The following is a 25784-nucleotide window of genomic DNA, read 5'->3' as shown; positions in this document are numbered from 1 at the left end:
CCCCTTTTCACATGCGGAATCCGGCAGAGATCACGACGCTGCCGGCCAGCGGCCAGCTCTACCGGGCAAGTGGAACTGACCCCCCGCCCGGCGACTATGGGACAATAGGCCGCCCGCACGTCCGCGGCCGCCTCCCGATTCCGACAGAACCATGACGCAGCCTACCCGTCGCCAGTTGGCCAACGCCATCCGCTTCCTTGCCGCCGATGCGGTTGAAACCGCAAAGTCCGGCCACCCCGGCATGCCCATGGGCATGGCCGACATCGCCGAAGTCCTCTGGAACGACTACCTCCGCCATAACCCGAGCAATCCGCACTGGTTCAACCGCGACCGTTTCGTGCTGTCCAACGGCCACGGTTCGATGCTGCAGTACGCGCTGCTGCACCTGAGCGGTTACGACCTGCCGATCGAGCAGCTGAAGCTGTTCCGCCAGCTGGGCAGCCACACCGCCGGTCACCCGGAACGCCACGAGACCCCGGGCGTGGAAACCACCACCGGCCCGCTGGGCCAGGGTTTCGCCAATGCCGTGGGCTTCGCCCTGGCCGAGAAGCTGCTGGCACAGCGCTTCAACCGCCCGGAGCTGGAAGTGGTCGACCACCGCACCTGGGTGTTCATGGGCGATGGCTGCCTGATGGAAGGCGTGTCGCATGAAGCGGCGTCGCTGGCCGGTACCTGGGGCCTGCACAAGCTGGTCTGCTTCTGGGACAACAACCACATCTCCATCGACGGCAACGTCGAGGGCTGGTTCACCGACAACACCCCGGAGCGTTTCGAAGCCTATGGCTGGAACGTGGTCCGTGACGTCGATGGCCACGACCCGGAAAGCATCAAGGCCGGCATCGAGGCCGCGCTGTCGCAGAGCGACAAGCCGACCCTGATCTGCTGCCGCACCACCATTGGTTTTGGTTCGCCGAACAAGGCAGGCAAGGAATCCAGCCACGGCGCACCGCTGGGCAAGGACGAGCTGGAAGCCACCCGCAAGCAGCTGGGCTGGGAATACGGTCCGTTCGAGATCCCGCAGGCGATCTACGACGGCTGGCGTGCCAATGGCGCCGGCACCCTGCGCCAGGCCGAGTGGGAACAGCTGTTCGACAAGTACGCCAGCCAGTACCCGGGCGAAGCGGCCGAACTGACCCGCCGTTCGCATGGCGAGCTGCCGGCCGACTTCGTTGCCAAGGCCGATGCCTACATCGCCCAGGTGGCGGCTGAAGGCCCGACGATTGCCTCGCGCAAGGCCTCGCAGCTGGCCATCGAAGCCTACGCCCCGCTGCTGCCGGAAATCGTCGGCGGCTCGGCCGACCTGGCGCACTCCAACCTGACCCTGTGGAAGGGCAGCACGTCGGTCGCCAGCGACGACGCCAACGCCAACTACGTGTACTACGGCGTGCGCGAGTTCGGCATGACCGCCATCGCCAACGGCCTGGCCCTGCACGGTGGTTTCATTCCGTTCGATGCCACCTTCCTGGTGTTCAGCGACTACGCCCGCAACGGCGTGCGCATGAGCGCGCTGATCCCGGCCCACGCCATCCACGTCTACACCCACGACTCGATCGGCCTGGGCGAAGACGGCCCGACCCACCAGCCGGTGGAGCATCTGGCCTCGCTGCGCTACATCCCGAACAACGACGTGTGGCGCCCGTGCGATGCGGTCGAGTCGGCAGTGAGCTGGAAAGCCGCAATCACCCGCCAGGACGGCCCGAGCTGCCTGGTGTTCAGCCGCCAGAACCTGCCGCACCAGCCGCGCAACGCCGAGCAGATCGCCCAGATCGAGCGCGGTGGCTATGTGCTGGCTGATGCCGCCGGCACTCCGGACGTGATCCTGATCGCCACCGGTTCGGAAGTTTCGCTGGCCACTGAAGCCAAGGCCCAGCTGGATGCGGCCGGCCTCAAGACCCGCGTGGTCTCGATGCCGTCCACCGACGTGTTCCTGCGCCAGGATGCGGCCTACCGTGAATCGGTGCTGCCGAACGCCGTGCGCAAGCGCGTGGCCGTGGAAGCCGGCGTGACCGGTTTCTGGCGCCAGTTCGTCGGCCTGGACGGCGCGGTGATCGGCATCGACACCTTCGGTGCCTCGGCCCCGGCCGACCAGCTGTACAAACACTTCGGCATCACCACCGCCCACGTGGTGGAAGCGGCCAAGGCGCTGTAAGCAGCGTCGCAGCGTGATGAAGGAAAGGCCGGCGCACGCCGGCCTTTCCTTTGCTGCAAGAAAAAGGGGACGGAGGGGATTAAGTCGTTTGTGCATAAACGACTTAATCCCCTCCGTCCCCTTTTCTCAGGCAGTGCGTGCCAGCGCCAGGCGCAGCAGTCGCGCGTCCAGGCGCTCTGCGAAATCCGTCGGAGCCTGCAGGCCCATGCGCTGCAGGTACACCGCATCGCCGTCGCCGGCCGGTTGCCGCAACGCTGCCCAGACGGTACGCAGCTTGTCGCCGCGGGTCTGGGTGTTGGCCTTCAGCCAACCCAGCGCTTTCACCAGTACCTGCTCGATGTCGTTGAAGTCGCTGCCCAACGGATAGTCCGGCAGGCTGCCATCGGCGCGGAACGGTGCCAGCGTTGCCGCCAATGCCTGCGGCGTGTTGCGCTGCAGGCGCTGCGGGTCGGGCGGGGACGCCGCCAGCAGCTTGCGCGCGGCATGTGCCTGCTGCAGCAGATCGCCCTGGAACGGGGCTTCGGTGATCGCGGTCATCGCATGCACGCAGTCCTCGTCGGTCAGTCCGCGCAGGTCGGCGATGCCGTACTCGTTGAGGTAGATGTCGCGCAGGTGACGCGGGATGGTGGTATGCCCGTAGTTCCAGCGAACGTTCGATTCGCGCCGGCCCTTGTCATCGCGCGCGGCGCGGAACATCAGCACGCTGCGCGCTTCCGGCAGGGCATGTGCCATCGCCACGAAGTTGTACTGGCCACCCACGCCGGACACCACGCGGCCATCGTCCAGCGCGTCCGACACCGCTGCACCCAGCGCGGTGGCCATCATGCAGGAATTGAAGAAGCGCGCGTGCCGGCGCTGCAGGCGTTCTAGCGTTTCGTTGCCACCGTACAGCTGGTTGATCTCGCTGATGCGGCGCATGCCGATTGCACGGCATTCGTCTTCCGGCAGCGTGCGCAACCACTCGTAGAACTCCGGCGAACCCAGGTAGAACGCGCCATGCAGGTACTCGCCCTCGGCGGCCAGGGTGGCGTGGTCGATGGACAGCGTGCTGCCATTTTCGATGCGCTGCATCAGCGCCAGGTCGTCGTGCACCTTGCGCTTGATCACCCCGGTCTGCACCAGCCGGCGGAAGCCCTCGTTGAGCATCTCGCTGCAGCCGTACAGGCCCACTTCGAACGGATCCAGCCCGCCGATCTCCTGCACCAGCGGGTGGCTGGCCAGCTGCGGATCCAGCGCGTGCAGCACGCGGCGGTAGCGGGCGTTGTCGGTGTGGCGCAGCACAAGCGCATGGCTGAGTGCATCGGCCAGCGTGCCGATACCGATCTGCAGGGTGCCGCCGTCGCGCACCAGCGTGCTGGCGTACAGGCCGATGGCGTAGTCGGCATCGCCGACCGGCTGCCGCGGCAGCCCGAACAGCGCCGGGTACGGCGGTGGCGGAGTGATCACCAGATCGAAGAACGACACATCGACCGTCGCCGAGCCGCCCAGATAGGGCAGCTGCGGATCGATCTCGGCGATCATCAATGGGCGCGGCAGGCCGCGCGCGGTCATCGCATCCAGGGTGTCCTGGGTGATGTCGTTGTTGCACGACAACGACAGCCGGCGGTCATCCGGCCGCATCGCCACCTTCTGCACGATCACCTGCGGCGCGCGCTGGGCGACCGCATCGGCGGCGTGGGTGTAGTTCAGGCTGGTGTAGCTGGACTGCGCCTGCCGCGAACCGAGCAGGGCGCCGGACTGCATGTAGAACTCTTCCACCTGCACATGTGCCGGCAACGCGTCGCGCGCGATCGCATCGGCATAGGCCAGGCGCGGGAAATCGTCGCCGAAATGGCGCTGCGCGAACGGTGCCATGAAGCGCGCTTCCAGACCGTTGCCGCGCGCCTTCGGCGGATTCAGCGACAGTGCGGTATACAGCTGCAGCGGCCGCGAAGGGTCGTGCTCGACGCGTGCGTAGAGGGCATTGAGCAGCCGGTGTGGCTTTCCCAGTGCCAGCGGTGCCCCGATCCGCAGCGGCCCGTCCACGCGCGCAAACAACCAGTCGACGGCGGCGTCCAGGTCGGTGAGGTGTTCGGTCATGCGCGGCGGTCCTGCGTGTGGGGGAGTGCTGGCATTACAGCATGTCGGGCTTGAACCGCCGTCGACGCGAGACTTCGGCGCCGGACACCATGAACTGCCCATCGCCCCGGTAGTGCACCGTGCGCGGCAGCTTCGGCCGGGGCGCGACGTGGGCGCGCACGATTTCCCAGATGAACAGGTTGCTCGATTGCACCTGGCTGTCGTCGTAGAGACGGCATTCGAAGCAGGAATGGCATTGCCCGACCAGCGGCGCGCCGACCTCGCGCGCAGGTACTGCATCCAGCCCGAAACGCGCGAACTTGTCGACCTCGCGGCCGCTGCAGTTGCCGATGTCGACCACGGTATCGAGCAGCTCCACGCCGGGTACGTTGATCACGCACTCGCCACTACTGACGGCCAGTGCATGGCTGTGGTTTTCATTCCACAGGTAGGTGGCGACCAGCGACGGCGAAAAGCCCATCACCATGTGCCAGCCCATCGTCATCAGGTTGCGCTGGCCCTGCCACGCGGTACTGACCAGCACGATCGGGCCGGGTTCGAGCAAGCGGCGCGCCTGCTCGACCGGGAAATCCTTCTTGGGCAGCGCTTTCATCCAGGGCCTGGGGCGGGAGGAACCGATGCTGGCGCAGCCGGGATGAACCCGGAGTCGAGGGGCTTGACAGACGATTCGATTACGCGCGTAATCGGGCTGTCGATTACGGATGTAAACCATGACCCCGATCAGCGAAGCCGAAGCCGTTGTGATGGAGGAGCTGTGGCAGCAGGCACCGCGTAGCGCCGATGACGTGGTGGCCGCGCTGGCCCACCGCGACTGGGCCGAGCCGACCATCAAGACCCTGCTCAACCGCCTGCTGACCAAGGGCGCGATCGCTGCCGAGCGCGATGGCCGGCGCTACCTGTACCGGCCGCTGCTGCAGCGCCAGGCATGGGTGGAGGCGCAGAGCCAGGACTTCATCGGGCGTGTTTTCGAGGGGCGCGTGGCGCCGCTGGTCGCGCACTTCAGCGAGCGCGGCCAGTTGAGCGCGCAGGACATCGCCGAACTGAAGAAGCTGATCCGGGAGCTGGACCATGACTGAGCTGCTCGACGGATTGTGGCAGGCCAGCCTGTGGCTGGCGGTGGGCGCGGTCCTGCTGGCGGTAATGCGACCGCTGCTGGTGCGGATGGGCGGCGCGGGGCTGGCCTACCGCAGCTGGTGGCTGCTGCCGATGCTGCTGGTGGCACTGATGCTGCCGTTGCCGCAGGTTGCGTTGTTGCAGCAGGTGCCCACGCTGCCGCTGAAAGTGATGCCCGGTGCCATCGATGCCCTTAACGGGCCGTCGTTGCCATGGGCCGGGCTGTTGCTGGTGCTGTGGGCACTGGGCACGGGCCTGTGCCTGCTGCGCGACCTGCGCGCACAGCGTCGTTTCGAACGGCGGATGGGCCCACTGAAGCCGCGCGCCGATGGCAGCTGGCAGGCCAGCGGCGACCCCGGCCTGCCGGCGCTGGTTGGCCTGTGGCGGCCGCGCATCGTGGTCGGTCCGGCATTCGACCAGCAGTTCAGCGCACAGGAACAGGGGCTGATCCTGCAGCACGAGCGCAGCCATCGCCGCCATGGCGATCACTGGGCCAACGGCGCGCTGCTGCTGGCGCGCGCGGTGTTCTGGTTCCACCCGCTGCTGCCATGGGCGGCACGCCGCTTCCTGCGCGATCAGGAATTGGCCTGCGATGCCCGCACCATCGGTCCGCAGCCTGCGCTGCGCGGCCTCTATGCCAGCACGCTGCTGAAGGCGCAGCTGGTCCACCCGGTTGCGCCCGCGGTTTGCCATTGGCGCAGCCAACCCGTGTTGAAGGAGCGTATCGCCATGTTGAAGCAGTCCAAGCGGAAGGCATTGCCGTGGGTGTCCGGGCAGGTGCTGGTGGTCGGGTTGTGTGTGGGCATGGGGGCGGTGGCATGGGCCAGCCAAGGCGGTGCGGCCGGTGGCACCCGGATCGGTGTCGAGCCGTTCGAACATGCGCAGGACGATGCGGCCAAGGCGGGGTTGGACCGGCCGATCCAGGTGGACAAGATGCCGCCGCCGTCCTATCCGAAGTCCGCCGTCGAGCAACGCCAGGTAGGCGTGGTCAATCTGCGCATCGAAGTGGATGCACAGGGCCATCCGACCGATGTGCGGGTACTCAGTGCGACCAATCCGGGGGTGTTCGACGCCGTCTCCGTCGCCGCCGCGCGCAGCTGGACCTATCGTCCCGCGGTGAAGAACGGCAAGCCGGTGGCCGGTGCCGTACGCATTCCGATCACCTACGCCATGGATGACACCGAGGACGCGAAGTGAAGTCCGCGCCGCTGTTGATGATGGCGGCGCTGCTGGTGGGGTGTGCAACCCAGGATCGCCTGACCACCGTCGATACCCGCAGCGAGAATGTCGGTCACCAGCGCCTGCAGCCGCAGACGGGCGGCGGCAGTGGGCAGCTGCAGGTGTATTCGCTGGGTGCGACCGAGGGCTACAGGATGCCGCAACTGTACGCGGCACCGGACCCGGAGGTCGGTGATCGCGACCCGCGCGCGGAACTGGCGCCGACCACCATCTGCCTGCAGGTGGTGGTTGATGCCAACGGCGACGTCGAGCGCAGCCTGCCATTGACCGATCGCCCGGAGTGCGCGGCAGGGGCTGCAAGCGAGAACGCGCCCCTGCTGCAGGCTGCGCAGGAAGCCGTGGCGATGTGGAAGTACTCGTCCGCAGCGGTCTGCCACTTCGCGGCCGGCAAGGTGCCTGCCGATCGCGGTGACTGCCGCGGCGCCGAGCGTCTCGAACCGGTGGCCGTCACCCTGCAATATGCCTTTACCTTCGAGATCGTGAAGGGCCAGCACGTGGTGCGCACGCAGGGAAAATGATCGCTCGCGATGACCAGGGGAGCGCCGGGCCATGCCCGGCGGGCGCTGCGGCGTGGATCAGGCTCCGCCCTGGATGTTGGCCTTCACTGCGGGCTGCATCAGCTTTGGTTCTTCCAGCGTCGCATCGCGGGCCTGGCGCACGCTGACGAACTCTGCCTCGGCCACGCCGTCGTGCACGTGGATGTTATGCGCGCGCTGTTCGCCGATGGTGGTTTCGTTGGCGAACCCGCGGCCACCCGGGCCGTAGTCGTGGCAGACAAACACGCGCGTCGCATCGGGCAGGGCCAGCAGGCGCTGGATCGAGCGGTACAACTGCGCGGCATCGCCGCCCGGGAAATCGCAGCGGGCAGTGCCGCCGTCGGGCATGAACAGCGAGTCGCCGGTGAACAGCGCATTGTCGATCAGATAGGCGATGCTGTCGCTGGTGTGGCCGGGCACGGCGATCACCTGGCAGCGCAGTTCACCCAAAGCGAAGGTTTCGCCATCGCTGAACAGGTGGTCGAAGATCTCATCGGCCGCGGGAAGCTGCAGGCCATAGCGCGGTGCAAACGTGGCCTGCACCGCGCGGATGCCTTCACCGATGGCCAGCGTGGCCTGCGGGAAGCGTTGCTTGAGCCGGCGCCCGGCCGACACATGGTCGGCGTGGGCATGGGTTTCCAGCAGCCAGCGCAGCTGCAGGCCCTGTTGTTCGATGGCCTGCAACGCGGCATGCAACGGCGCTTCACTGCTGGCGTCGGTATCCGGGTCGTAGTCCAGGACCGGGTCGATCAGCGCCGCCTCGCCGCTGGCCGGGTCGCTGACCAGGTAGCTGAAGGTGTTGCTGTCACGGTGGAAGAACGACTGCACCTGGACCGACATCGGAACTCTCCTCAGCGCGTGCCGAGCACGCGGTTCAGTAACTGCGCCAGGTTCTCACCGGCCAGTCGCAGCTGCGCTTCGGCCAGCGGCCGGTAGCGTTCGGTGTATTCGTCACCGATTTTACGCGTGGCCGGATAAACGCCAGCTTGCATGGAGATGCGGCAGCTGGCCTCGGCCCACGTCTGCGGGTCGCGCTGCGGGTTGGACTGGCGCGCCAGCTTCGGCGCGCGCTGGCTCTGCAGCAGCGGCAGATAGCCCGCATCGTCCAGCTTGCGGGTATTGAGCATGCCGCTGTCCCACAGCGAGTGCAGGTTGGTACCGCGGTTGCCGAACTGCAGCTGGAAATCGTTGCCGCCCTTGTCGTGGGCGTAACCGGCGTGCATCGGCTGGTGAATGTCGCCGACCAGATGCACCACGAACTTCAGCGCCTGCAGGCGCTCGCCGTCGGTCAGGCTGCGATCGCCGAGGATGGCGCTCTGTGCCTTCAGGGCCTCGACGATGCAGTTGCCGTTTTTGCAGTGTTTCGGTGCTTCGTAATGGCAGTTGTCTTCGGCAATGTTGACGTAGTGCCAGCCGGCCGAGCGGCGGCCCAGGCCCGGGTCCTTGGCGCGCAGCTGGTCGGCCCACGGCGCGATGCTGGCCAGCGTGGCGTCCGGTTCGGTGGCCAGCAGGCGGTCCACTTCGGCGCGGGCGGCGGGGTTGAGGCGGGCGTCGGCGACTTCGGCAACCAGGCGGTGGCCTTGCGCGCCCCAGGCATGTGCGGGGGCGGAGACGGACAGCAGGGCCGGCGCCAGGGCGGCGGCGAGGAACAGGGAGTGCAGGGCTTTCATGCGCACATTCTAGCGGGGTAGGTGGATTGAAGAGCGGCGCGTTCCTGTTCCGAAGTGGGAGCGCAGAGGGATGGGTTTACGGCGTGTCCCAGCTCCGCTCCCCGCCTTGCCCCAGCTCCGGAACCGCTTCAGTCCCAGGCACAAAAAAGCCCCGGCAATCACCGGGGCAACATGCTGCGAGGGTTTTGCGTGCGGCGGGGGAGCGGGGGCGAAGCCCCCGCGCTCAACACACCGCTTTAGAACTTGAAGACGTACGAAGCGCCATAGACCAGCGGATCGATGTTGACCGTGCCGATCTTCTCGCCGTTCAACTTCACCTTGCTGTCGATGTCGATCCAGCGCATGTCCACGCGCAGCGCGCCCTTCTCGCCGATCGCGAAGTCCACGCCCGCATGCGCGGCCAGGCCCCACGAATCCTGCAGCTTCAGGCGGCTGTCCTTCAGCGCACCGGTGGTGTCTTCGCTGAAGAAGGTGGTGTAGTTCACGCCCGCACCGATGAACGGCGACACCTTGCCCTTGCTGTTGAAGTGGTACTGCACGGTCACCACCGGCGGCAGCTGCTTGGTGCTGCCCACGCGGCCCAGGCCATTGATGTTGATGTCGTGCTTGAACGGCAGCGCGGCCAGTACTTCGATGCCCAGGTTGTCGGCGATGAAGTACTCACCGGTGATGGTCGGCTTGACGTCGTTGTCGACGTCGACCTTCAGGGTGTGGTTGGCCAGCCAGCCATTGTTCGACTTCGGGGCCACCTGGTGCACGCCGGCGGAAATGGTCCAGTCGCCCTTGGACTGGGCCATGGCCGGGGCGGCGGCGAGCGACAGGGCGGCGGCCAGGCTGGCCACGATCAGGGGGGAGGTCTTGCGCATGGGGGTGATCTCGTTGCTGGGTGGATGTGGCCAGTCTCGGCCTCACATCGCGCTAACGCTTTGATCCGGATCAAATCCTGTCTGCCGGCCCGCTGCCCGCGGGGGCTGGCCCGCGGTGGCCAGCCCCGGTTTGCTAGACTTGTGGGCCCTATCCATCCCGCCGCACCCGTCGCGGCCGCAGGAGCTTGAGAACATGGCAATCAAGGTTGGTATCAACGGTTTCGGTCGCATCGGGCGTAACGTCCTGCGCTCGGCGGTGCTGAACTTCGGCGACGACATCGAAATCGTGGCCATCAACGATCTGCTGGAGCCGGACTATCTGGCGTACATGCTCAAGTACGACTCCGTGCACGGTCGTTTCAAGGCCGACGTGGCGGTGCAGGGCAACGACCTGCTGGTCAACGGCAAGAAGATCCGCCTGACCCAGGAACGCGACCCGGCCAACCTGAAGTGGAACGAAGTGGACGTGGACGTGGTGATCGAGTCCACCGGCCTGTTCCTGACCAAGGAAACCGCGCAGAAGCACATCGATGCCGGCGCCAGGAAGGTCATCATGTCGGCCCCGTCGAAGGACGATACGCCGATGTTCGTCTACGGCGTGAACGACAAGACCTACGCCGGCCAGGCGATCGTCTCCAATGCTTCGTGCACCACCAACTGCCTGGCCCCGCTGGCCAAGGTCATCAATGACAAGTGGGGCATCAAGCGTGGTCTGATGACCACCGTGCATGCGGCTACTGCCACCCAGAAGACCGTCGATGGCCCGTCCAACAAGGACTGGCGCGGTGGCCGTGGCATCCTGGAAAACATCATTCCGTCGTCCACCGGTGCGGCCAAGGCCGTCGGCGTGGTCATTCCGGAACTGAACAAGAAGCTGACCGGCATGAGCTTCCGCGTCCCGACCTCGGACGTGTCGGTGGTCGACCTGACCGTCGAGCTGGAAAAGGAAGCCACCTACGCCGAGATCTGCGCTGAAGTGAAGGCACAGAGCGAAGGCCCGCTGAAGGGCATCCTCGGCTACACCGAAGACAAGGTCGTGGCCACCGATTTCCGCGGCGAGACCTGCACCTCGGTGTTCGACGCCGAGGCCGGCATCGCCCTGGACGGCACCTTCGTCAAGCTGGTCACCTGGTACGACAACGAGTGGGGCTACTCGAACAAGTGCCTGGAAATGGCCAAGGTCGTCGCCGCCAAGTAAGGCCGGCCAAGATCGCACGCGGACCCCGGCCTGGCCGGGGTTCGTCGTTTATGGGGCCAGCCCTGTCGTAGCATGGGCCGGTCGACCGCTGCCGCTGGGGCGCGGGATTGCAATGGAAGCATGCAATGGAAGCATTGATCGCCCTGGTGGTACTGGTCCTGCTGGCCATCCCGCTGCTGCTGGTGGTGGCGCTGGTGATGATTGCCGGCCTGCGCCGCCGTGTGGCCGCGCTGGAAGGTGCCCTGGCCGCCGCGCCGGCCGCCCGGCCGGTTGCAGCCGAGCCTGCGCCAGAACGGGCTGCGCCCATGCCTGCGGCCGGCGCCGATCCGCCGTTCCTGCGGCCGGTGGCGGCTGCCGCACCGCCTCCGCCCCAGCCAACGCCGCCGCCGGTGCGCGAAGTGGTGCCTGCGGCAACGGAGGCGCTGCGCCCGGTCGCACCACCGCCGGTGCCACACGCGCCGGTGCAGCCGCCGTTGCCTTCCGAACCGGCGCTGCCCAACTTCATCGAGCGCGGCATCGGAGCGGTCAAGCGCTGGTTCACCGAGGGCAACGTGCCGGTCAAGATCGGCATGCTGGTGCTGCTGGCCGGTGTTGCCGCGCTGTTGAAGTACGTCAGCGACCAGGGCTGGCTGGTGCTGCCGATCGAGCTGCGCCTGGCCGGTGTCACCGTGGGTGCGCTGGGCCTGCTGGCGTTCGGCTGGCACCAGCGTGAGCGCCGGCGCCTGTTCGCACTGGCGCTGCAGGGCGGTGCCATTGGCGTGTTGCTGCTGACCATCTTCGCCGCCTTCAAACGGTTCGAGCTGCTCAACCCCGGGTTTGCCTTCGCCAGTTCGATCGCGCTGGTGGCTGGCCTGTGCGTGCTGGCGGTGGTGCAGAACTCGCGCACGTTGGCGGTGCTGGGCATCCTCGCCGGCTTCATGGCACCGCTGTGGCTGTCCACCGGCAGTGGCAACCACGTGGGTCTGTTCAGCTACTACGCGGTGCTCAACGCTGGCATCTTCGCCATCGCCTGGTTCCGTCCGTGGCGTGCGCTGAACCTGCTTGGCTTCGCTTTTACCTTCGGCATCGGCACGTTCTGGGGCGTGTTGCAGTACGCGCCGGACAAGTTCAGCAGCACCGAGCCGTTCCTGCTGCTGTTCTTCGCCTTCTACCTGTTGATCCCGCTGCTGTACGCGCGCCGGCAGCCCGCCGGGCGACGTGACCTGGTCGACGGCAGCCTGGTGTTCGGCACGCCCTTGGTCGCCTTCTCGATGCAGGCGGGCATGCTGCACGAGCAGCCGATGACGCTGGCGCTGTGCGCACTGGGCCTGGCGGCGATCTACGCCGTGCTGGCGCGGGCACTGATCGCGCGCGCGTCTTACACCGTGCTGGCGCAGTCGCATGCGGTGCTGGCGGTGGGCTTCGCCACGCTGGCGGTGCCGCTGGCATTGTCTGCGCGTGCCACCGGCGCGGTGTTCGCGCTGGAAGGTGCGGGCCTGGCCTGGCTGGGCCTGCGCCAGAAACGCTGGCTGCCGCAGGTGTCCGGCGCGTTGCTGCAGATCGGTGCTGCGTTCGCCTTTGTGGCCGGCGCCGACCACTGGCTCGAAGACGCACGCTTCCTGCTCAACCCGACCGCCATCGGTGCACTGCTGCTGGCCATTGCCGGTTTCGCTTCGGCATGGAGTTACCAGCGCAGGGAGCGCCATGAGATCGCACTGGTCTACTACCTGTGGGGCCTGCTGTGGTGGCTGGGCGGCCTGGTGCACGAGATCTTCCGCTTCTTCCCGCACCGCACGCAGGCCGATGCGTTGCTGGTGCTGGTCGCGGCCACGGCCTGGCTGGCGGCTGAAATGCAGCGCCGCCAGCCGGCACGCGCGCTGGGCGTAACCGCCCTGGCGATGCTGGCCCTGGGCTTCCCGCTGGCGCTGATGCAGAGCGATGCGCACCAGCAGCCGTTCGCCGGCTATGGCGCACTGGCCTGGGCGGTGTTTGCGGCGCTGGGCGTACGTACGTTGCTGTGCCTGCGCCAGGGCGGCAACACCGTGGCACGCATCGCGCAGTTCCTGTGGTGGCTGCTGTGGCCGTCGCTGCTTTCGTTGCTGGCCCTGTGGGGCGGCGGCGAGGCCGGGCTGGCACAGGGCTGGACGCTGCTGTTGTTCACGCTGCCGTGGCTGCTGATGGCGGCGCTGTCGTTGTGGCGCTGGGATGCACTGCGCTGGCCGTTGGGGGCTGCCTTCGACAGCGTGCGCCTGCCGTTGCAGTGCGTGCTGTTCGGCCTGCTGTCCGCAGGCTGGCTGTTCGGCCAGTTGCTGCCGGGTGACGCAGCGCCGCTGCTGTGGCTGCCGGTGTTGAACCCGGCCGAGCTGGGGCAGTGGTTGAGCCTGGCGCTGCTGGCGCGCTGGCTGTACAGCGGGCAGGCGCCGCAGGCACTGGTGAAGATCCGGCTGCCGCTGTTGGCATTGGCCACCTTCGTCGCGCTGACCAGCCTGGTGCTGCACGGCGTGCATCAGTGGGGCGGCCTGCCGTGGAGTTCGTCGATGATGCGTTCCAGCCTGGCGCAGACCAGCCTGACCGTGCTGTGGAGCGTGCTCGGCGTGATCGCCTGGGTCTGGGGTTCGCGCCGCGGCCAGCGCGTGCTGTGGATGGTGGGTGCGGTGCTGATGGGCGTGGTGCTGGCCAAGCTGGTACTCATCGATCGCCAGCACCTGGGCAACCTGCTGGGTATCGCATCGTTCATCGCCTACGGCCTGCTGTGCACGGTCGTGGGTTATCTGGCACCGGCACCGCCGAGCGCGGCGCCGACCGTGGAGGAAAAACAATGAAGACGTGGAGCAGGGCGCTGCTGCCGGCGATGTTCGGCATGCTGGCCGCCGTCACCGCACAGGCCGCCGATTACCGTACCCAGTACGCCGAACAGTGGCCGCTGACGTTGTCCAGCGCACAATCGGGTGCCTACCGTGTTGTGCTGGAACCGGCGATCTACCGTCGCGCCGGCAGTGCGGACCTGGGCGATGTGCAGGTGTTCAATGCCGCCGGCCAATCGCTGCCGTCGGCATTGCTGGCGCCGGATCAGCCGCTGGCACAGCCGCCGGTGCAGCGTGAGCTGCCGTGGTTCGCGTTGCCGCCACTGGCCGAAGCACAGCGCAACGACCTGCAGTTGCTGACCGAGCGCGATACCGATGGCCGTGTGCGTCGCGTGGAAGCCCGCGTGAGTGGTGGTGCGGCGGCGAGCGGGCAGGGTGGCTGGCTGATCGACGCCAGTGTGCTGGGCCAGCAGCCGCTGGCGGCCCTGGTACTGGATTGGGCCGACAGTGGCCAGCCGTTGCAGGCTCAGGTGCAGCTGGACGTCAGCGACGACCTGCAGCACTGGCGTGCGATTGGCCGCGACATTCCGCTGGTGGATCTGCAGCGCGCCGGCAAGCGCCTGCTGCAGCGCCGCCTGGAGGTGGATGGTGAAGCGCGCTATCTGCGGGTGCTGGCGCAAGGCGATGCGCGTCTGCCGACGCTGCGCAGCGTACTGGCCGAGCTGCCGCCGGCACCGGCCACACTGCCGTGGGAATGGTTGTCGCTGGAACCGACCTCGAAGGGCAAGGGCGAATACACCTTCGAGATGGATGGCCGCTTCCCGGCGGCACGTGCCGACGTGGCCAGCACCGACAACAGCCTGGTGCAGTGGACATTGTTCAGCCGCGATGACCAGAGCGCGGAATGGCAGCGCCGCAGTGCGCCGTGGATTGCCTATCAGCTGCAGCAGGGTGCGCAGGGCCAACGGCAGCAATCGGCCGCGCAGCCGCTGGGCGGCGTGCATCGGGATCGTTATTGGAAGCTGGTGGCGAACCCCGCCGAAACGGCCACCGCACCGACTCTGCGCCTGGGTTACCAGCCCGAAGTACTGGTATTCCTGAGCCAGGGCGCGGCGCCCTACGCATTGGCGGTGGGCAGCTCGACCGCGCGCCGCACGGAGGCGCCGATTGGCGTGCTGATCGAGGAACTGCGCTTGCGCAACGACCCGTCGTGGCAGCCGACGCTGGCACGCCTGGAAGGCAGCCCGGAGCCGCTGGCCGGCGAGGCGGCGCTGAAGCCGCAGCATGATTGGAAGTCGTGGTTGCTGTGGGCGTTGCTGGGTCTGGGTGTGCTGGTAGTGGGCGGCCTGGCGGTCAGCCTGCTTCGGCAGAAGCCGGCGCCTTCGGCGTAGGTTCCGGCGAACGGCGCAGCCCCTCGTGGGTGGGGGTGGTCGTGCAAAGCAAAAGCAAAAGCCGCGCTTGGCCGGGCGGGGTGGGTTCGCGGCGGACGCCGCAAGTACGTCCTTGTAGGCTTGGCAGCCGCATCCATGCGGCTGACACCCCCGCGAACCCACCCCGCCCGGCCTCTGACAGTTTCCGGTTGCTTCCACCCACGGAAGAGAAAGAAGAAGAGCAAGAGCAAAGCAGCTTCGCTGGGCGCTTCTTGTAGAGCCGAGCCCACGCTCGGCTGCTCTCCGCGAAATCTCCAGCCGAGCATGGGCTCGGCTCTACGTTCCTTCTCCGTCCGACATCAGAAACCGCTCTTGCCTTTTGCCATCCGCTCCACCTCGTGAACCTGTCGAGGCCGGGGCGGTGTGGGCTGGCAGGGGTGTCAGCCGCATGGATGCGGCTGCCAAGCCTCCATGGACGGATTCACGGCGCCCCCTGCCAGCCCACACCACCCCGGCCCACTCACAGCACCACGAAGCGCCAGCGCTTTGGCAGTTGCTGTTGCCGTTGCCGTTGCCGTTGCCGTACGCCTCTGCCTGCCGCAGGCATCGACCCTCCCACCACCCGCACCCGATACAATGGCCGTCTGCCGTACCCCGGCATCCCGTCCCTGAGCCAAAGAGTTGCCCATGTCCATCGTCCGCATGACCGACCTCGACCTCTCCGGCAAGCGCGTGCTGATCCGCCAGGATCTGAACGTGCCGATCGAGAATGGCCGCATCACTTCCGAACAGCGCATCACCGCTTCGCTGCCGACGCTCAAGCGCGCGCTGGAGCAGGGCGCGGCGGTGATGGTCACCTCGCACCTGGGGCGCCCGAAGGAAGGCGTGTGGAGCGAAGCCGAGTCGCTGGCGCCGGTTGCCCAGCGCCTGTCCGAGCTGCTCGGCCGCGAGGTTCCGCTGGTGCGTGACTGGGTCGACGGCGTCGACGTGCAGCCGGGCCAGCTGGTGCTGCTGGAAAACTGCCGCATGAACGTCGGCGAGGGCAAGGACGATGAAGCCCTGTCGAAGAAGTACGCGGCGCTGTGCGATGTGTTCGTGATGGATGCCTTCGGCACCGCGCACCGCGCGCAGGCCTCCACCCACGGTGTCATCCGCTTCGCCCCGGTGGCGGCCGGTGGCCCGCTGCTGATGGCCGAACTGGACGCGCTGGCACAGGCGCTGGATGCACCGGCCAAGCCGCTGCTGGCCATCGTCGCCGGCAGCAAGGTCAGCACCAAGCTGGAACTGCTGGCCAACCTGGTCGGCAAGGTCGATCAGCTGATCGTCGGTGGTGGCATCGCCAATACCTTCATTGCTGCCGCCGGCTACAACGTCGGCAAGTCGCTGTACGAGCCGGACCTGCTGGATACCGCCAAGAAAATCGTGGCCGATGCCAAGGCGCGTGGCGCCGACATTCCGCTGCCGGTGGACGTGGTCACCGCCAAGCAGTTCATGCCGGACGCGGTTGCTGAAGTGAAGGCGGTCGACGCGGTTGCCGAAGACGATCTGATCCTGGACATCGGCCCGCAGACCGCTGCGCAGTACGCGCAGCTGATCGACAAGGCCGGCACCGTGGTCTGGAACGGCCCGGTCGGCGTGTTCGAGTTCGAAGCCTTCAGCAAGGGCACCGAAGCGCTGGCCCGCGCCATCGCCAGCTCGCCGGCATTCTCCATCGCCGGTGGCGGCGACACCCTGGCCGCGGTCGACAAGTTCGATATCGCCCAGCAGGTCAGCTACATCTCCACCGGTGGCGGTGCGTTCCTGGAGTTCCTGGAAGGCAAGACCCTGCCGGCGGTGGCCGCACTGGACGCGCGCGGCGCATGAGTGCCGAGCGCAGCAAGGATGTGCTGTTCTTCGACCTTGATGGCACGCTGATCGATTCGCAGGTGGGCATCACCACCTGCATCGCTTACGCGCTGCAGAAGATGGACCATCCGGTGCCGCCGCAGGAGACGCTGCTGGGTTGGATCGGTCCGTCGCTGCGGACCACCTTCGCGCCGCTGTTCGTTGAACCGGCGCGGGTGGAACAGGCGGTGGGCTACTACCGTGAGCGCTTCGATGCCGAGGGCTGGCGCGAGCATACGGTGTACCCGCAGGTGGAAGACACCCTGCGCACGCTGCACGGTCGTGGCCACCGCCTGGCGGTGGTCACGGCCAAGAACGAGCCGCATGCGCGCCGCATCCTCGCCCACCTGCCGTTCGGCGGGCTGTTCGAGGAGATCGTCGGTTCGACCCTGGACGGTTCGCGCAGCCACAAGCCGGAACTGGTGGGTGAGGCATTGCGCCGCCTGCAGGTGCAGCCCGCGCAGTGCTGGATGATCGGCGACCGCCGCATGGACATCGAAGGCGCACACCACCACGGCCTGCGCAGTGTCGGCGCGCTGTGGGGTTTCGGCGGTGAGGCCGAACTCACCGAAGCCGGTGCCGGCCAGCTGGCCCGTGAGCCAGCACAGCTGACGACGCTGTTGGCCTAGGCTCCTGTAGAGCCGAGCCCATGCTCGGCTGCTTCGGCGTGTGCCCAGCCGAGCATGGGCTCGGCTACAGCACGCCCTGCGCCAGCGTATGTCCGGCCGATGTCCGTTCCATGACCCGCGAAGTCAGGCAGCACAAGGCTGTAACCGTATACATGCGGCGTGAAGGATGTGCTAATTTCCGTTCTTTATCGGGAGAGGCCCATTCACCATGTTCGAGCGTCAGCGTCGCACCAAGATCCTTGCCACCCTCGGTCCGGCCACTGATCCGCCGGGCGTGCTGGAGGATCTGTTCCGCGCCGGCGTCAACGTGGTGCGCCTCAACTTCAGCCACGGCGATCCCTCCGGCCAGGCCAAGCGTGCCGCCGAAGTGCGTGCTGCTGCGGCCCGCGTGGGCGTGGAAGTGGGCATCCTGGCTGACCTGCCGGGCCCGAAGATCCGCATCGAACGCTTCGCCGAAGGCAAGGTGCAGCTCAAGGCGGGTGACCGCTTCGACCTGATCGCCAGCGCCAATGCCGGCCCCGGCGATGCGACCCAGGTGGGCGTCAGCTACCTCGGCCTGCCGCAGGACGTCGGCCCGGGCGATGTCCTGCTGCTCGATGATGGCCTGATGCAGCTGCAGGTGGTCGAGGTGCAGGGCGAGCGCATCATCAACACCGTGCTCAATGACGGCGCGCTGTCTGATCGCAAGGGCCTGAACAAGCAGGGCGGTGGCCTCTCGCTGGGCGCACTGACCGAGCGCGACAAGGAGCTGATCGGCATCGTCGCCAAGATCGGTGTCGACTTCATCGCCGTGTCGTTCTGCCGCAACGCGCAAGACATGAACGACGCGCGTGACATCGCCCGCTCGCATGGCTGCGATGCTGCGCTGGTGTCGAAGATCGAGCGCACCGAAGCGATCGAGAACCTGGAAGAGATCGTCGAGGCCAGCGACGTGGTGATGGTGGCCCGTGGCGACCTCGGCGTGGAAATCGGCGACGCCGAACTGCCCGGCCTGCAGAAGAAGATCATCAAGGCCTCGCTCGCACAGAACAAGGTGGTGATCACGGCCACGCAGATGCTGCAGTCGATGGTCGAAAGCCCGATCCCGACCCGCGCCGAAGTGCTGGACGTGGCCAACTCGGTCATCGACGGCACCGACGCGGTGATGCTGTCGGCCGAAACCGCTGCCGGTGCGTACCCGGTCAAGGCGGTGGAAGCGATGGCGCGTATCTGCCTGGGTGCCGAGCGCCAGTTCCAGACCGAGACCGACTTCAACGCCTCGCCGCGTAATCTGGAACGTGCCGACCAGGCGATTGCCATGGCCACCATGTTCCTGTCGCAGCACGTGGGCGTGCGTGCGATCGTGGCGATGACCGAATCCGGTGGCACCGCCCGCTACCTGTCGCGCTTCCGCGCCAAGGCGCCGGTGTTCGCAGTCACCCGCCACGACGGCGCACGCCGCCAGATGGCCCTGATGCGCGACGTGTTCCCGATCAACTTCGACAGCCGTGGCCTGACCCCGCGCGAAGCCGCGCGCGGCAGCATCCGCCTGCTGGTGGAAGCCGAACTGCTGCAGGCCGGTGACCGCGTCGTGTTCACCAGCGGTGAGCACATGGAAACCCTGGGCGCGACCAACACCCTGCGCCTGCTGGAAGTGGGTGAAGACGGCCGCGCCAGCGGCCTGGGCGATCTGTAAACCCCGTCGGCCCCGGGTCGGAGCCGCTGTGCGGATCCGGCCCAGGGTCAGATCCGCAAAGGGGCTCTGACCCGGCGCAACAGGACATCGCCTGTCCGGTGCGGACATTGGAATCGTTTCCAGACTGGCCTGCACGTCGGCGCAACGGGCGGCGGGGCTATACTTACGTTTTTCCCGCACCCGCCACAGGAAGTACATGAGCATCGAACAGCTGGCTGAAACCGCCCAGGCCATGGTTGCCCCGGGCAAGGGCATCATCGCGATCGACGAATCCACCGCTACCATCGCCAAGCGTTTCGCTGGCGTCGGTATCGAGAACACCGAGGAGAACCGTCGTGCCTACCGCGAACTGCTGCTGACCACGCCGAAGCTCAACGAGCACATTTCCGGCGCCATCCTGTTTGACGAAACCATCCGTCAGTCGACCAAGGACGGCGTGCCGTTCGCCAAGTACATGGCCGACCACGGCATGATTCCGGGCATCAAGGTGGACAAGGGTGCGCACCCGCTGGCCGGCTGCCCGGGCGAGCTGGTGACCGAAGGCCTGGACGGCCTGCGCGAGCGCCTGCAGGAGTACTACAAGCTGGGTGCGCGCTTTGCCAAGTGGCGTGCGGTGATCAACATCGGCGAGAGCATTCCGTCGGGCACCTGCATCGAGTCCAACGCCCACGCGCTGGCCCGCTATGCCGCCCTGTGCCAGGAATGTGGCCTGGTGCCGATGGTCGAGCCGGAAGTGATCATGGACGGCGACCACGACATCGAGACCTGCTACGAAGTCACCGAAGCCACCCTGCGTTCGCTGTTCGACGCCCTGTACCAGCAGAACGTGCTACTGGAGGGCACCATCCTGAAGGCCTCGATGGTCATCTCCGGCAAGGGCTGCGATGAGCAGGCCGACGTCGAGGAAGTGGCCGAGTCGACCGTGATGTGCCTGAAGAGCACTGTGCCGGCGATCCTGCCGGGCGTGGTGTTCCTGTCCGGTGGCCAGAGCGACGAGCAGTCCACCGAGCACCTGAACGCGATGAACCAGCTGGGCAACCTGCCGTGGCCGCTGAGCTTCTCCTACGGCCGCGCCATGCAGCAGGCCGCGCTGAAGCTGTGGGCCAAGGACATGAAGGGCAACTACGCTGCTGCCCAGAAGACCGTGTACGAGCGCGCCAAGGACAACGGCCTGGCCGCGCTGGGCAAGTGGAACGGTTGATCCGTCCCATCGCTGGATGAACAAGGCAACGCCGGCATCACGCCGGCGTTTGCTTTTGCGGGTATCGTTTCCGCCCCCACGCGCCCGGCCGGTGCGTGGGAACCACATGGAAGGCCAAGGAGAAACAACATGCGTTTGGCAGCAATCACACTGGCCGTCGCCACGGTCCTGGTCGCCGGCGGTTGCAACCGTCTCGGCGGCGGTGGTGACGCAGGCAAGGCCGCGTCGCTCGATTTCGACAAGCCGGTGTCCGGCGAGATCACCTCGCGCAGCGGCATCAACTACAACGACGGCAGCCATCACCAGCTGTACCAGATCAAGCTGGAAGACAAGGACCTGGTCGGCCTGAAGCTCACCGGCGCCCTCACCGGTTCGATCGCGGTGTTCAACAACGGCAGCCTGGTGTCCACCAGCAATACCGGTTACGAGCGCGAAGGCGACGTCTCGCTGGCCTTCCGCGCCAACGGCGGCGGCACCTACCAGGTGGCGGTCAACGCCAACGGTCCCAGCGATTTCGGTCCCTACCGCCTGCGCGCCGAGAAGCTGAAGCCGTATGACGGCAAGCCGCTGGTGGGCAGTGGCGAGATCGTCGACATGCTGGCCAGCAGCTCGCAGGACTACACCCTGCAGGTGGAGAAGGCGGGCCTGTACGAGATCCGCCTGGTCTCGGATGTCTTCGATCCGGTGCTGAAGCTGTCGGGCCAGGGTGTCGATGCCGAGAACGATGATGGCGGCGACAGCACCAACTCGCGCCTGACCCTGTCACTGAAGCCGGGCAAGTACACCCTGACTGCACGCGGTCTGGGCGACGGCGTCAGCGGCATGTTCACCCTGTCGGCCAACCGCATCGAGCTGCCCGGCAATCTGGTGGAACGCGATGGCACAGCGCTGCCGAAGTCGGGCAGCGTGTACACGATGCTCGACAACGACGGCCGCCGCCGCTTCCTGCTGACCCTGGATCGCCCGGCCGACGTGCGCCTGGATGCGGTTTCCAGCCAGATCGATACCGTGCTTCGCGTGGTCGGCGGCGACGTCGAGCTGACCGACGATGACGGTGGCAGCGGTACCAATTCGCGCCTGGAAGAGACCCTGCCGGCCGGTCACTACACCGTGGACGTGTCCAGCCTGAACAATGGTGCGGGCATGGTGGAAGTGCGCGTGCAGGTGGATGGAGCCAGTGCCGACGGTACTGCCGCCTCGGCCGCGCGTGCTGCGGCCGAGGCTGCCGCTGCTGTGGCCGATGACGCCGCTGCTGCGGTGGAAGCCGCCAGCCGTTGAGCGTGATCCACGCCGCGCGTGGATGACGACAACGATGCAACGGAAAAGGCCGGGCAATGCCCGGCCTTTTCCTCTACCTGCAGCGCTGCGGTTCAGTGCGCAGCGGCGAAGCCCGAATCGCCCAGAGGCGGCAGCACCGACCCGCGCGGTTCGTTGTCCGTACTTTGCCCGGCGGCGCTCAACGCCTGCTGGTAGGCCTTCGCCGTGGCAGTGTTGAACGCCACCAGCACGATGCGCATCGGCTGTGCATGGCTGCGCTGCCATGCCAGCGTTTCGGTCACCGCGATCTGCGCGGCCTGGTACAACGGATAGCCGTATACGCCACAGCTGATGGCCGGGAACGCGATCGACTGCACGCCCAGCGACTCGGCCAGCTGCAGCGATTTCCAGTAGCAGTTGGCCAGCAATGCCGGTTCGTCGCGCTGGCCGTCATGCCAGACCGGGCCGACCGTGTGCAGCACATGCCGCGCCGGCAGCGCGTGGGCATCGGTGGCGCGCACTTCGCCGGTCGGGCAACGCACGCCCGGGCGCAGCTCCGGCAGTTGCTCGCACTCGGCCAGCAGCGCAGGGCCCGCAGCACGATGGATCGCACCGTCGACACCGCCGCCACCGAGCAGCGTTTCATTGGCCGCGTTGACGATCGCATCCACCGCCAGGGTCGTGATGTCGCCCTGCCAAACCTCGATCTTCATGCGTCCGTCTCCTGCCTGTGAGGTGTTCCGCGCAGCATCTGCGCCGGCTGTTCCCACGGTAGGAGACAGGGCATCGATACTGCGTCATGACCGTCTCACGCGCTGCGATCCGACGGCCTTCACGCACGATGGCGGGCGACGCCTTCACGCAGGCTGAAGCAGAAGCGGGGCAGGGCCTTTTGCCGACGGAAAAAGGATCCGGCCCTTGAATTACGGCAGGCCGGCCAGCCAGTCGTCGTCGGAACCCTCATTCACATCGGCGAACAGCGGCGTGGAGAAATAGCGTTCACCGGTGTCCGGCAGCATCGCCAGGATCACCGAGCCCGGTTCAGCACGGGCCGCCACGTCCAGCGCGCTGGCCACGGTAGCGCCGGCGGAGATGCCGACGAAGATGCCTTCTTCTGCAGCCAGTCGGCGTGCGGTGGCGATGGCGCGGTCATCGTCCACCGTCACCAGTTCATCCACCACAGCGCGGTTGAGCACATCCGGCACGAAGTCCGGGGTCCAGCCCTGGATCTTGTGCGGCTTCCAGTCATCGCCCTTCAGCAGTGCGGCACCGGCCGGTTCGGTGGCGATGATGCGGGTCTGCGGGCGCGCGACCTTCAGCACTTCGCCAACACCGGTGAGCGTGCCGCCGGTGCCCCAGCCGCTGACGAAGTAGTCCAGCCGCTTGCCGGCGAAGTCGCGCAGGATCTCGGCGGCGGTGGTGTTGCGGTGGTACGCCGGGTTGGCCGGATTGGCGAACTGGCTGGCCAGGAACCAACCGTGCTGTTCGGCCAATTCAGCGGCCTTGCGCACCATGCCGCTGCCACGTTCGGCGGCCGGGGTCAGGATCACCTTGGCGCCATAGGCGCGCATCAGCTTGCGGCGCTCCACCGAGAAGGTTTCGACCATGGTCGCCACGAACTTGTAGCCGCGCGCGGCGGCGACCATCGCCAGTGCCACGCCGGTGTTGCCTGACGTGGCTTCGACGATGGTGTCGCCCGGCTTGAGCACGCCACGCGCTTCGGCGTCGAGGATGATCGCCAGCGCCAGGCGGTCCTTCACCGAGCCGCCCGGGTTGAACGACTCGACCTTGGCGTAGACGCTGACCTGCAGGGGCGCCAGGCGCTGCAGCCTGACGATGGGGGTGTTGCCGACGGTATCGAGGATGGAGTCGTACAGGGCCATGGAAGCGCTCCGGAAACGGGGCCGCGCCGGGCTTCGGCGGGCGAAGGGGGGAGGGCTGGCTGTTCAGGCCAGCGGCTGCCGGCTGACCGTAGCGCCGGCATATGACGCCCGGAAATGACCAGATACCTTTCTTAAACAACCTTTGGTTATAAGCTGGTGACGGCAAATGACCCTAGAGTGGACTTCCGCCCCACGCCGCCTGCCTCCCATGACGCTGACCCAGCTGCGCTACCTGGTTGCCATCGCCGACGCCGAGCTGAACATCACGCTCGCCGCCTCGCGCGTGCATGCCACCCAGCCTGGCCTGTCCAAGCAGCTCAAGCAGCTGGAAGACGAGCTCGGCTTCCTGTTGTTCGTGCGCAAGGGCCGCAGCCTGGAGTCGGTCACTCCGGCCGGCACCGAAGTGATCGCCCGCGCCCGCGCGGTGCTGGCCGAGGCCAACAACATCCGCACCTACGCGGCCAACCAGCGCCGCGAGAGCCAAGGCCAGCTGATCCTGACCACCACCCACACCCAGGCGCGCTTCGTGCTGCCGCCGGCGGTGGCAGCGATCAAGCAGGCCTACCCGCAGGTCAGCGTGCACCTGCAGCAAGCCGGCGAAGCCGACGCGCTGGACCGCCTGAACCAGGGCGATGCCGATATCGCGATCATCAGTACCGCCGGCGGTGAGCCCACCGATGGCATCGCGGTGCCGCTGTTCCGCTGGCGGCGTCTGGTGGTGGTGCCGAAGGGCCACCCGCTGGACCGCGCCGGCCGCGCCCCGGACCTGGCCGCGCTGGCACGCCAGCCATTGATCAGCTACGAATCCTCGACCCGTCCGAACTCGTCGCTGCAACGCGCCTTCGCCGCCAATGGGCTGGTGCCCGACCTGGCACTGACCGCGCTCGATGCGGACCTGATCAAGACCTACGTGCGTACGGGTCTGGGCGTAGGCCTGCTGGCCGAGATGGCGGTCAGTTCCAACGATGAAGACCTGCGCTCGTGGCCGGCGCCTGAGCCGATCACCGAGTGCATTGCCTGGGCGGTGCTGCCGCGTGACCGCGTGCTGCGTGATTACGCGCTGGAGCTGGTGCATGTGCTGGCACCGCAGATTGATCCGCGCGACCTGCGCAGGGTGCTGGATGGCAACCAGGCGGCGGCGTGGCCGGTGCCACCGACGTGGGAGTCACTGACCCAGACCATCACGGTGTGAGGTGGGTCGAGCAGGGCTTGCAGCCCTGCACCTGCTGCAAACCGGAGCAACAGCAACGTCAACGTCAAAAGCTCGCTATCCGTGGGATGGCGGGGCGGTGTGGGCAGGCAGGACACGCCGTAAACCCATCCTTGGGGGCTCGATGGCGCCATCCATGGCGCCAACGGTCCTGCCTGCCCACACCGCCCCACCTCTGACAGATTCCGAGGGCTGTTGGTAGGTGTCGACCTTGGTCGACACGGTAGATCCACGCCATGCGTGGATGCTTTTCGATTCCAATTCGAAATATTCGATTCCGATGGAGATTCATCCACGCATAGCGTGGATCTACGACAGATCGCAGAAATCTGTCGAAGGCGGGGTGGGTCCGGTTGCGGGAGTGTCCGCGGCATGGATGCCGCGGCCAAGCCCCCAGGGACGGGTTTACGGCGTCTCCCGCAACCGAACCCACCCCGCCATCCCACGGATTGCCCGCTTTTGACGTTGACGTTGACGTTGATTCAGCGGGTGCAGGGCTGCAAGCCCTGCCGATAAACCCTCTCCTGCGACCGTTCGTCGCACGAGCAACCCTGGACCCGCATCTACACTAGCGGGGTGACCCGCCTGTCCCGCCCGCAGCGCCTTCTGCTCCAGTTCGCCGTCCTGGCGACGCTGCTGATGGTGCTTGCGCCCCTGGTCAGCCGCGCGCTGCAGGCGCCGCCGATGGAGCACGCCGCGATGGCAGGCATGGACCATGCCGCCATGGGCCATGACATGCACGACATGGCCATGGCCGGGCACGCTCAGCATGGCGCTGCGCCGGCAGCGCCCAACCATCCCGCCGATCCCCACGCCATGCACGGCGAAGCCTGCGAATACTGCGTGCTGGCCATGCGCCTGCTGCCGTGGCTGGCGGTGCTGGTGCTGCTGTTGCCGCTGCTGTGGCGGCCGCGCCTGGTGTTCCCGTGGTCGCAACAGGTGCTGCCGGCACTGCGTTGGCCGGCGCACGCCGCGCGTGGGCCACCGCGCCCCTCCATCGTCCGCTGATGTCCCTATCGAATCTGCCGCACGACGCCTGACC

The 25784-nt window shown here is 67.1% G+C and carries 21 protein-coding genes; 14 read left to right on the top strand and 7 right to left on the bottom strand.

All coding sequences use genetic code 11. The features are described from left to right. Positions 1-151: 151 nt before the first annotated feature. Positions 152-2149 carry a transketolase gene (gene tkt, locus ACW5IY_RS17490; protein ID WP_049437110.1) on the top strand — a complete coding sequence of 666 codons (1998 nt, stop codon included), beginning with the start codon at positions 152-154 and terminating at the stop codon, positions 2147-2149. Positions 2150-2275: 126 nt separating this feature from the next. Here the strand turns inward: tkt and ACW5IY_RS17485 are convergent, their stop codons facing one another. Next, on the bottom strand, positions 2276-4228 hold the full coding sequence (locus ACW5IY_RS17485; RefSeq protein ID WP_049437109.1) for an acetyl-CoA hydrolase/transferase C-terminal domain-containing protein: 1953 nt from the start codon (positions 4226-4228) through the stop codon (positions 2276-2278). Positions 4229-4262: 34 nt separating this feature from the next. Continuing rightward, the gene (locus ACW5IY_RS17480; RefSeq protein ID WP_049437107.1) at positions 4263-4820 is read right to left on the bottom strand and encodes a flavin reductase family protein; all 558 of its coding nucleotides are present in this window, start codon (positions 4818-4820) and stop codon (positions 4263-4265) included. A 118-nt stretch (positions 4821-4938) separates the two neighbouring features. Between ACW5IY_RS17480 and ACW5IY_RS17475 the strand changes: the two genes are divergently transcribed. The 3 genes from ACW5IY_RS17475 to ACW5IY_RS17465 are packed head-to-tail and all read left to right on the top strand — an operon-like array spanning position 4939 to position 7098. Beyond that, the gene (locus ACW5IY_RS17475; protein WP_457326803.1) at positions 4939-5304 is read left to right on the top strand and encodes a BlaI/MecI/CopY family transcriptional regulator; all 366 of its coding nucleotides are present in this window, start codon (positions 4939-4941) and stop codon (positions 5302-5304) included. After that, complete coding sequence (locus tag ACW5IY_RS17470) at positions 5297-6538, top strand: M56 family metallopeptidase (RefSeq protein ID WP_049437102.1); 1242 nt, start codon at positions 5297-5299, stop codon at positions 6536-6538. Before ACW5IY_RS17475 ends, ACW5IY_RS17470 begins: the two co-directional genes overlap by 8 nt. Next, positions 6535-7098: a hypothetical protein gene (locus ACW5IY_RS17465; protein ID WP_049437101.1), complete on the top strand. Its 564-nt coding sequence runs from the start codon at positions 6535-6537 to the stop codon at positions 7096-7098. Before ACW5IY_RS17470 ends, ACW5IY_RS17465 begins: the two co-directional genes overlap by 4 nt. A 57-nt stretch (positions 7099-7155) precedes the next feature. Here the strand turns inward: ACW5IY_RS17465 and ACW5IY_RS17460 are convergent, their stop codons facing one another. The 3 genes from ACW5IY_RS17460 to ACW5IY_RS17450 form a co-directional block, all read right to left on the bottom strand. Further along, a complete protein-coding gene (locus tag ACW5IY_RS17460) occupies positions 7156-7956 on the bottom strand; it encodes an MBL fold metallo-hydrolase (RefSeq protein WP_049437099.1) in 801 nt (266 codons plus the stop codon). Positions 7957-7967: 11 nt separating this feature from the next. Next, on the bottom strand, positions 7968-8786 hold the full coding sequence (locus ACW5IY_RS17455) for a S1/P1 nuclease (RefSeq protein WP_049437097.1): 819 nt from the start codon (positions 8784-8786) through the stop codon (positions 7968-7970). Between the two features lie 236 nt (positions 8787-9022). Beyond that, positions 9023-9652: an OmpW/AlkL family protein gene (locus ACW5IY_RS17450; protein WP_049437095.1), complete on the bottom strand. Its 630-nt coding sequence runs from the start codon at positions 9650-9652 to the stop codon at positions 9023-9025. A 193-nt stretch (positions 9653-9845) separates the two neighbouring features. Between ACW5IY_RS17450 and gap the strand changes: the two genes are divergently transcribed. From gap to ACW5IY_RS17410, 8 genes are all read left to right on the top strand, one after another. Then, positions 9846-10850 (top strand): type I glyceraldehyde-3-phosphate dehydrogenase, encoded by a 1005-nt coding sequence (gene gap, locus ACW5IY_RS17445; RefSeq protein ID WP_010484083.1) that lies wholly within the window; start codon positions 9846-9848, stop codon positions 10848-10850. A 125-nt stretch (positions 10851-10975) separates the two neighbouring features. Further along, complete coding sequence (locus ACW5IY_RS17440) at positions 10976-13651, top strand: DUF2339 domain-containing protein (protein ID WP_049437092.1); 2676 nt, start codon at positions 10976-10978, stop codon at positions 13649-13651. Continuing rightward, entirely contained in the window at positions 13648-15024 is a 1377-nt protein-coding gene (locus ACW5IY_RS17435; RefSeq protein WP_049437091.1) for a DUF3999 domain-containing protein, read from the top strand. The genes ACW5IY_RS17440 and ACW5IY_RS17435 overlap by 4 nt, the downstream gene beginning before the upstream one ends. Positions 15025-15690: 666 nt before the next feature. Continuing rightward, the gene (locus tag ACW5IY_RS17430; protein ID WP_049434788.1) at positions 15691-16866 is read left to right on the top strand and encodes a phosphoglycerate kinase; all 1176 of its coding nucleotides are present in this window, start codon (positions 15691-15693) and stop codon (positions 16864-16866) included. After that, on the top strand, positions 16863-17516 hold the full coding sequence (locus ACW5IY_RS17425) for an HAD hydrolase-like protein (protein ID WP_049434789.1): 654 nt from the start codon (positions 16863-16865) through the stop codon (positions 17514-17516). The genes ACW5IY_RS17430 and ACW5IY_RS17425 overlap by 4 nt, the downstream gene beginning before the upstream one ends. A 208-nt stretch (positions 17517-17724) precedes the next feature. Further along, positions 17725-19191 carry a pyruvate kinase gene (gene pyk, locus ACW5IY_RS17420; RefSeq protein ID WP_049434791.1) on the top strand — a complete coding sequence of 489 codons (1467 nt, stop codon included), beginning with the start codon at positions 17725-17727 and terminating at the stop codon, positions 19189-19191. Positions 19192-19387: 196 nt separating this feature from the next. Next, on the top strand, positions 19388-20392 hold the full coding sequence (locus tag ACW5IY_RS17415; protein ID WP_010481439.1) for a class I fructose-bisphosphate aldolase: 1005 nt from the start codon (positions 19388-19390) through the stop codon (positions 20390-20392). Between the two features lie 129 nt (positions 20393-20521). Beyond that, on the top strand, positions 20522-21670 hold the full coding sequence (locus ACW5IY_RS17410; RefSeq protein WP_049434793.1) for a hypothetical protein: 1149 nt from the start codon (positions 20522-20524) through the stop codon (positions 21668-21670). Between the two features lie 92 nt (positions 21671-21762). Here the strand turns inward: ACW5IY_RS17410 and ACW5IY_RS17405 are convergent, their stop codons facing one another. Both ACW5IY_RS17405 and cysK read right to left on the bottom strand, forming a co-directional pair. Beyond that, positions 21763-22362 carry an O-acetyl-ADP-ribose deacetylase gene (locus ACW5IY_RS17405; protein ID WP_049434795.1) on the bottom strand — a complete coding sequence of 200 codons (600 nt, stop codon included), beginning with the start codon at positions 22360-22362 and terminating at the stop codon, positions 21763-21765. A 210-nt stretch (positions 22363-22572) separates the two neighbouring features. After that, the gene (gene cysK / locus ACW5IY_RS17400) at positions 22573-23532 is read right to left on the bottom strand and encodes a cysteine synthase A (protein WP_049434796.1); all 960 of its coding nucleotides are present in this window, start codon (positions 23530-23532) and stop codon (positions 22573-22575) included. Positions 23533-23740: 208 nt separating this feature from the next. Between cysK and ACW5IY_RS17395 the strand changes: the two genes are divergently transcribed. Together ACW5IY_RS17395 and ACW5IY_RS17390 are read left to right on the top strand one after the other, a co-directional pair. Beyond that, on the top strand, positions 23741-24724 hold the full coding sequence (locus ACW5IY_RS17395) for a LysR family transcriptional regulator (RefSeq protein WP_043403003.1): 984 nt from the start codon (positions 23741-23743) through the stop codon (positions 24722-24724). 594 nt (positions 24725-25318) lie between these two features. After that, positions 25319-25750, top strand: a complete 432-nt coding sequence (locus tag ACW5IY_RS17390) for a DUF2946 family protein (RefSeq protein WP_049433698.1) — start codon at positions 25319-25321, stop codon at positions 25748-25750. The last annotated feature ends 34 nt before the right edge of the window (positions 25751-25784 follow it).

The sequence above is a fragment of the Stenotrophomonas sp. C-A genome (assembly GCF_054030835.1).
The sequence above is the reverse complement of the archived record's forward strand: the minus strand, read 5'-3'. Positions and strand labels throughout refer to the sequence as shown.